At 30.7% G+C, this 8555-nt stretch carries 6 protein-coding genes; 1 reads left to right on the top strand and 5 read right to left on the bottom strand.

From position 1 onward, the window contains the following. Positions 1–102: 102 nt before the first annotated feature. The 5 genes from NSA23_RS15105 to fusA form a co-directional block, all read right to left on the bottom strand. Positions 103–2538: an ATP-dependent Clp protease ATP-binding subunit gene (locus NSA23_RS15105; RefSeq protein ID WP_257490732.1), complete on the bottom strand. Its 2436-nt coding sequence runs from the start codon at positions 2536–2538 to the stop codon at positions 103–105. A gap of 15 nt (positions 2539–2553) precedes the next feature. Continuing rightward, a complete protein-coding gene (locus NSA23_RS15100) occupies positions 2554–3570 on the bottom strand; it encodes a protein arginine kinase (protein ID WP_042682514.1) in 1017 nt (338 codons plus the stop codon). A gap of 10 nt (positions 3571–3580) precedes the next feature. After that, a complete protein-coding gene (locus NSA23_RS15095) occupies positions 3581–4087 on the bottom strand; it encodes a UvrB/UvrC motif-containing protein (protein WP_042682431.1) in 507 nt (168 codons plus the stop codon). A gap of 10 nt (positions 4088–4097) precedes the next feature. Continuing rightward, complete coding sequence (locus NSA23_RS15090; RefSeq protein WP_042682433.1) at positions 4098–4559, bottom strand: CtsR family transcriptional regulator; 462 nt, start codon at positions 4557–4559, stop codon at positions 4098–4100. Positions 4560–4772: 213 nt separating this feature from the next. Further along, positions 4773–6836, bottom strand: a complete 2064-nt coding sequence (gene fusA / locus NSA23_RS15085; protein ID WP_042682435.1) for an elongation factor G — start codon at positions 6834–6836, stop codon at positions 4773–4775. 367 nt (positions 6837–7203) lie between these two features. Between fusA and guaD the strand changes: the two genes are divergently transcribed. After that, on the top strand, positions 7204–8487 hold the full coding sequence (gene guaD, locus NSA23_RS15080) for a guanine deaminase (protein ID WP_257490731.1): 1284 nt from the start codon (positions 7204–7206) through the stop codon (positions 8485–8487). Positions 8488–8555 lie beyond the last annotated feature (68 nt).

Here is an 8555-nt window from a genome sequence, read left to right as displayed (position 1 = left end):
TTTATAATTAATTTTAGTATGTGATTTCATTGCAGATAAATTATACTAAAAAACAGGTCGAAGAGCTACCGCTCTTCGGCCTGTTTTACTTTTATGGGCTTTTTATTTTGAAACAGCCCCTTTTTTAAATACTAGCTTTTCATTACTGTAGTCAATAAATATATCATCTTCTTTAGATACATTTCCCTTTAAAATCTCTTCTGCAAGTTGATCTTCTATCATCTTAGTTATAGTTCTCTCTAAAGGTCTAGCACCATAAACTGGATCAAAGCCTTTTTTGCTAATATATTCCTTAGTATTTTCACTAATCCTAATATTAATCTCCATTTTTTTAAGTCTCTTTTCTAAATCATTTACCATTACATCTACAATTTCCCTTACATTTATTTGACTCAATGGATGGAACATTATTATTTCATCTATTCTATTTAAAAATTCTGGTCTAAAGGTTCGTTTAAGTTCATCTTTTATATTTTCTTTTATCTTTTCATACTCTTCTTTTTCTTCATCTTTTGGTGCCGCAAACCCTAAAATATTTTGCTTTTTAATAGTAGTTGCTCCTACATTAGATGTCATAATTATAACTGTATTTTTGAAATCTACAGTTCTTCCCTTTGAATCTGTAAGTCTACCATCATCTAATATTTGCAATAATGCATTAAATACATCTGGATGAGCTTTCTCTACTTCGTCAAACAATATAACTGAATAAGGTTTCCTTCTAACAGCTTCTGTAAGCTGTCCTCCCTCTTCATATCCTACATATCCTGGAGGAGACCCTACTAGTCTTGAAACAGAATGTTTTTCCATGTATTCAGACATATCTATTCTAATCATAGAATCTTCATCACCAAATAATGCTTCTGACAATGCTTTTGCAAGATAAGTTTTACCTACACCAGTAGGTCCAACAAATATAAAAGTTCCTACAGGCTTACTTGGATCTTTAAGTCCTACTCTTGCCCTTCTTACGGCACTAGAAACAGCTTCTACTGCATCATCTTGACCTATAACTTTCTTATGAAGTATCTCTTCTAATTTAAGAAGTCTTTCACTTTCTTCAACAGTCATTTTGCTTACAGGTATTCCTGTCCAGTTTGATACAACCTTTGCAATTTCATCATATCCAACTTCCATATTAGCTGTTTTTTTCTCTTGCTCCCATTCTACTTTTCTAGTTTTTAATTGATTTTTTAGCTGTTTTTCTTCATCTCTTATTGCAGCAGCTTTTTCATAGTTTTGTGTGTTTATAGCTTCTTCTTTCTCTTGAGAAAGCTCTTCTAATTTTTCTTCAATAGTCTTTAAACCATCAGGAGCAGTAATAGATTGAAGTCTAACCATAGAAGCTGATTCATCAATTAGATCTATTGCTTTATCAGGTAAAAATCTATCAGTAATATATCTACTTGATAACTCTGCTGCTGCTTTAATAGCTTCATCTGTTATTTTCACTCTATGATGGGCTTCATATTTATCTCTAAGTCCCTTTAATATCTCTACAGTATCCTCTATACTAGGTTCATCTACCATTATAGGTTGAAATCTTCTCTCTAATGCAGAATCCTTTTCTATATGTTTCCTATATTCATCTATAGTAGTTGCTCCTATAACTTGAATTTCTCCTCTTGCAAGTACTGGTTTCAATATATTAGAAGCATCAATTGCTCCTTCTGCTGCTCCAGCACCTACTATTGTATGCAATTCATCAATAAACAATATTATATTTCCAGATTCTTTGAGCTCTTCCATTACAGCCTTTAGTCTTTCTTCAAACTCTCCTCTATATTTAGCTCCTGCTAACATACCTGGTAAATCTAATGTAACAACTCTTTTCTCCTTAATTATTTCTGGAATCTGACCTTCCACAATTTTTTGAGCCAATCCTTCTGCTACGGCTGTTTTTCCTACACCTGGTTCTCCGATAAGCACTGGATTATTTTTGGTTCTTCTACTTAGTACTTGTATAACTCTTTGTATTTCTTTATCTCTTCCTATAACAGGATCTATTTTGCCTTCCTTAGATAATTCTGTTAAATCTCTACTATATTTATTTAAATTTGGTGTATTTGCTTCTTGATTCCCTTGTGATATTTTAGAATTGCTTTCTGTAAGCATTTCCACTATATCTCTTTTCAATTTTTCTACATCTACATTTAGACTCTTTAAAATTGCTACTGCTACACCTTCGCCTTCTCCTATTAGTCCTAAAAGTATATGTTCTGTACCAATATAATTATGTCCTAAATTTCTAGCTTCTAAAAAACTTAATTCAAATATTCTTTTAGTTCTGGGTGTGAAACCTAATATATCTGTTTCATATTTTCCATATCCTACTGCATTTGCAACTTGAATTCTAGCCTTATCTAAATCCACTCCCTGACTCTTTAATGCTCTATAAGCTATACCTTCCCCTTCACTTATAAGCCCTAACAATATATGTTCAGTACCTACATAATTATGCTTTAGTCTTTGAGCTTCTTCTTGTGCTAATAGTATGGCTTTCTGTGCTCTCTCCGTAAATCTACCAAACATAGCCATATTATCCCTCCTAATCTATATCTTTTCTCTTATTAATTCTGCTCTTTTCATATCTCTTTCATGCGTGTTCAAATCTTCTTTAAAATAAGCCTGTAAACTTGCTGGTTGTGTTAACATCATCAAATTAATTATATCTTTAGCCTCTATATCTGTAATTATACCCATATCAATCCCCATCTTTACATTTGAAAACAAATTCATGGATTCTTCAGATGATATAATTCTAGAATACTTTAAAATTCCAAGAGATCTCAGTACTTTATCCTCTATTTCTACTTCTCTTGTATTTAACAAATTATGCCTTATTTCTCTTTCCTTATTTATAATCTGTATAGCAACGTTTTTCAATTTTTGTATGATTTCTTCTTCAGTTTCTCCTAAAGTAGTTTGATTTGATAACTGGAATATATTTCCTAAAGCCTTTGTACCTTCTCCATAAAGACCTCTTACAGTTAAACCTATTTGACCTACTGCTTGAAAAATATTGTTTGCATATCCTGTGAGTACTAAAGAAGGTAAATGAAGCATCACAGAAGCTCTAAGACCTGTTCCTGTATTAGTAGGACAGGATGTAAGATAGCCAAATCTCTCATCAAATGCAAAATCCAGATACTCCTCTAGTCCATCATCTATAGCATTTGATAGTTTCCACCCTTCTTCCAAATTTAATCCTGGAAAAAGAGTCTGAATTCTTAGATGGTCTTCTTCATTTATCATTATGGTTACCTTTTCATCATCTCTTAATAGAAAGCTACTTATGTCTGGTCTTTGCACTAAATTAGGACTTATTAAATGTTTTTCTATAAACATATTTTTTTCTAAAGATGATAATCTTCCTATTTCATAAAATTTATAATTTTCATTTTTATGTGATTCTCTCATTGCATTCAATATATCTTTTGTTATATTTTCAACTTCCTCTTTGTTCATAGATTGAGGGAATTTTATTTCTTCTATATTTCTAGCTATTCTAATTCTACTACTTATAACCACATCATCTTCCAAGCCTTTCTCCTTTAGCCATTTAACCATTATACCACCTCTAATTATTTTCAATATCTTTTTGAATTTCCTTTATTTGATCCCTCACCTTTGCTGCTTCTTCAAACTCTTCGTTTTTTACTAAAATATCTAATTTGTTTTTTAACTTATTTATTTCCTTTTTTAAACCTATAACTCCTCCTGCTCTCTTTGGAATCTTTCCAATATGACTGCCATGACCGTGTACTTCTCTAAATAGAGGAACTAATTTAGATTTAAAAGATTCATAACAATGAGGGCACCCAAACTTTCCTATTTGTTTAAAATTAGAATAGCTCATACCACATACATCGCATTTTAATTCTTTTCCTTCCGTCTTAACAGGTTCTCCTTGAATATTATCAATAAGTCCTGTTAAAAATTTATGGAATGAAAAAGATGTATCAAAATCAAATTCTTTATAACGTTTTGCACAATCCTCACAAAGATGAAGTTCTGTTATATCTCCATTAATAATTTTAGTAAAATGCATAGTTGCAGACTTTTTACCACATTCTTGACAGACCATTTTATCACCTCTAATTTTTCAATAACACTAAAAGCATATTTCTCAAAATATCGGCTCTTAAATTATTTCTATATTTTTTAACATTTTGCAATGCTCTATCTCCTATTGATACCTTTATTAGTTTTTCTTCCCTATTAGTAATAAATCCTTCTTCTTCTAATCCTTCAATTATACTATATGCTTTATTTTTAGTTATAGATTTTCCAATAGCATTTATAATTAAATCATTAATATTTTCATACCTATCCATTTCCACCTTCATTATCTTTATATATCCACCACCACCTCTTCTACTCTCTACATAATAGCCTTTATAAGGTGTAAATCTAGTAGTAAGTACATAATTAATTTGAGAAGGTGCACATTCAAATTGTTGAGCCAATTCGTTTCTCTGTATTTCAACAATTCCATCTTCTGTTTCTTGTATAAGTTCTTTTAAAAATTCTTCTATTATATTACTTAATCCAGGCAAAATATCACCCCATGTTTTGACTTTGACTTTCTTTGTCCTTTATATTATTGTAACTATTTTTTCTTATTTTTCAATGATTAGTTTTAGCGTTAAATGTGGATTTTATTCAAATAAATACGTATTTATTCTATTTGCTCGATTATACTCATTATTACTACTATATTTGTTTTTTAATATAGGAAAATTAAGACCACTAAAAAAGTGGTCTTAATCTTATTCTTTATCTCTATTGGCTTCTTCTATTATCTTTTCGCTAATATCTGATGGGACTTCCTCATATCTTACAAACTCCATTTTAAAACTTCCTCTGGCTTGAGTCATACTTCTTAAATCAATTGCGTATTTAAACATTTCTGATTGTGGAGCTTCTGCCATAATAAGCTGCATTCCGTCTTCTTGAGGATCCATTCCCAATATTCTACCTCTACGCTTATTCATATCTCCCATTACATCTCCCATATATTCGTCTGGAACAAGTACTTCCACCTTCATAATAGGCTCTAAAAGTACTGGATTTGCCTCTTTCACTCCCTTTTTAAATGCAAGGGAAGCAGCTATTTTAAATGCCATTTCATTTGAGTCTACTGGATGATAAGAACCATCAAATAATACTGCCTTTACATTAACTACTGGATATCCTGCTAGTGGCCCTTTATCTAAACATTCAACAAGACCTTTTTCAACTGCTGGTATATATTGTTTTGGTACAGCACCACCAAATATTTCTTCATCAAACACAAAATCTTCTTGACTTGGCTCAAATCTTATATGGACATCTCCATATTGACCTGCACCACCAGATTGTTTCTTATGTTTTCCTTGAACACTTGAATTGCCCTTTATAGTTTCTCTATAAGCAATCTTTGGATCTATTAAATCTACTTCTACACCAAAATTATTTTTTAATTTATCTACTATAACTGTAAGCTGCATATTGCCTTGACCACCAATTAGCAATTGCTTTGTTTCATTATTTCTTTCAGTTACAAAAGTTGGATCTTCTTCTGTTAATCTTTGTAATGATGAGCCAATTTTCTCTTCGTCTCCTTTTGCTTTTGGCTCAACTGCTAAAAACAGACATGGTTCTGGATAATCAATTTCATCATATCGAATTAAATTTTCTTTATCGCAAAGGGTATCTCCTGTTTCAGTTATTTGTAGTTTAGAAGTAGCACCAATATCTCCAGTTACTATTTCAGAAACCTCTATCTGTTCCTTACCTCTAAGTACAAATAAACCTCCTAGTTTTTCATGCTCATCTTTGTTTGAATTGTATAAATTATGATCTTTAGTTATTTTTCCTGACAAAACTTTAAATAAAGAAAGTTTACCAACAAATGGATCTACAATAGTCTTAAATACAACAGCTGAAAAAGGTTCATCTGAACTAACCTTTCTTTCTACTTCTTCCTCACCTTTGTATCCTTTTACTATCTCTATTTCATTTGGTACTGGAACGTATTTTTTTACTGCCTCTAGTAGTGTATCTATTCCCATAGCATTTTCTGCTGAACCTACGATTAATGGAACAAGATCCCCATTTTTAAAGGAAAGTTTTAAACCTTTTCGTATTTCCTCATCTGTAAAAGCTTCTCCTTCAAAGTATTTTTCCATAAGTTCTTCACTAGTTTCTGCAACTTTTTCTGATAATATTTCTCTAATGGATTCTATTTGGGTTTTATATTCTTCTGGAATGTCAACTTCTTTGTCTTGAGTTCCCTCATATTCTTTTGCTACTTGATCAATTACATCAACTATCCCCTTAAATTCTTCAGCCTGACCAATAGGCAATGTAAAAGGTACTATTTTATCTCCAAAAGATTCTTTTATTTCATTTAAAACTTTATCAAAATTAACGTTTTCTTTATCCATTTTATTTAAGAAAATCATCTTTGGAATTTCTTTCTTTTCTGTAAATTTCCAAGCTTTCTCTGTTCCTACTTCCACTCCTGATGAAGCATCAACCAATATTATCGCTGCTTCACTTGCTCTCAATGCACTATACATTTCTCCAGCAAAGTCGAAGTATCCTGGTGTATCTAGAAAGTTGTATTTGATACCATTCCATTCACTAGGTATTACTGAAGTCCCTATAGAAACCTTTCTGGAGATTTCCTCCTTATCAAAATCTGAAAAAGTATTTCCATCCTCAACTTTTCCTTGTCTTTTAGTTGTTCCTGTTTTAAATAGTACAGCTTCTGTTAATGTTGTTTTCCCACTACCTGAGTGCCCTATCAAAGCTACGTTCCTTATTTGGTTCGTTTGGTATACTTTCATTATATCGTTCCCCCTTAGCGAGCATATTTATTATTTTTTGAATAATTAAAAATATTCTATCTAAATATATTCTACAAAGGTTTTAAGAATCCTTCTTAAACCTTGTATTCGCCTTAAAAAACATTGAAGAAAACCTTTTCATAAAGGTATAAAGGAAAAATAATTGATTGCTACCAATATAAATTATATCATGAATTTAAAAATTATCCTAGCACTTTTAACCTTGTCCCTTATATATAGTACTGATATACTAAACCTGGTAACAATCAATTATTTTAATTTTTTGTTAAAACTATACAAAGGTTTTTCATTTAGTATATAGAATAGATTATAGGTTTACTTAGCTAAAATTTAAGGAGAGATGTATATGAACAATAAATTTAAAATTTTTAAAAGCAATATCATTTTTACACCAACTATGGAAACCTTTAAAGTCTATAAAAATTCTTATATTGTTGTGGAAGATGGTAAGGTGAAAGGTATATATGAAGAATTGGATAAAAACTTAAAAAGAATACCTGTATTTGACTATACGGATAAATTAATTATTCCTAGTTTTGTAGATTTACATTTTCATGCCCCTCAATTCCCAAATAGGGGGTTAGGCCTTGATAGTGAACTTATACCTTGGTTAGAAAAATATACTTTCCCTGAGGAAGGGAAATATAGTGATATAAAATATGCAAAAAAAGTTTATAAAAATTTAATTCATGAATTGTGGAAAGTAGGTACTACAAGAGTAGGATTATTTAATAGTATTCACAAAGAAAGTACAGAACTTTTATTTGACTTATTTATTGAATCTGGATTAGGTGCATATATTGGAAAAGTAAATATGAATAGAAATACTCCAAATTATATATTAGAAGACACTAAAACTTCTATAAGAGAAACAGAAGAAATAATATTAAAATATAAAGACAAATCAGATATTGTAAAACCTATTATTACACCAAGATTTGTGCCTACTTGTACTTCTGAATTACTTAAAGGTTTAGGAAATTTAGCTATAAAATATAATATTCCTGTTCAATCCCATCTTTCTGAAAATACTAATGAAATAGAATGGGTAAAAAAACTAGAACCAGAATTTAAAGACTATGCTAGTGTATATAACGAGTTTAATCTATTTGGTCAAACTAGAACTATAATGGCCCACTGTATATATAATACAGATGAAGAAATTGAACTCATGGCTAAAAATAAGGTATATGCTGCCCATTGTCCAAGTTCTAACTATAATCTATCTAGTGGAATAATGCCAGTAAGAAAATTCCTAAATGCAAATGTTCCTGTAGGATTGGGTACAGATATATCAGGGGGACATGAAACAAGTATACAGAAGGTGATGGTATCAGCTATTCAAGCTTCTAAAATTAAATGGTTAGAAACGAATAAAAAATATAATCCTATTACTACGTCAGAGGCTTTCTATCTTGGAACTAAAGGAGGAGGAAGTTTCTTTGGAAAAGTAGGTAGCTTTGAAAACGGCTATGATTTTGATGCCTTAGTTATAGATGATTCTAATCTTGGATATGCAGAAAATCTTACACTAGAAGAAAGAATACAAAGATTTATATATATTGGGGATGATAGAAATATTATAGAAAGATATGTTCAAGGAAGAAAAATTGAAGAGCCAAAGTTTTAAAGAAATACTTTTAGATAAAAAGACGCATAGGAGTACTCCTATGCACCTTTTTATCCTCTTTACATTTT

This window comes from Anaerosalibacter massiliensis, from assembly GCF_024623155.1.
GTDB classification, from domain to species: Bacteria; Bacillota; Clostridia; order Tissierellales; family Sporanaerobacteraceae; genus Anaerosalibacter; species Anaerosalibacter massiliensis.
This window is presented reverse-complemented; position numbering and strand designations above follow the sequence as displayed.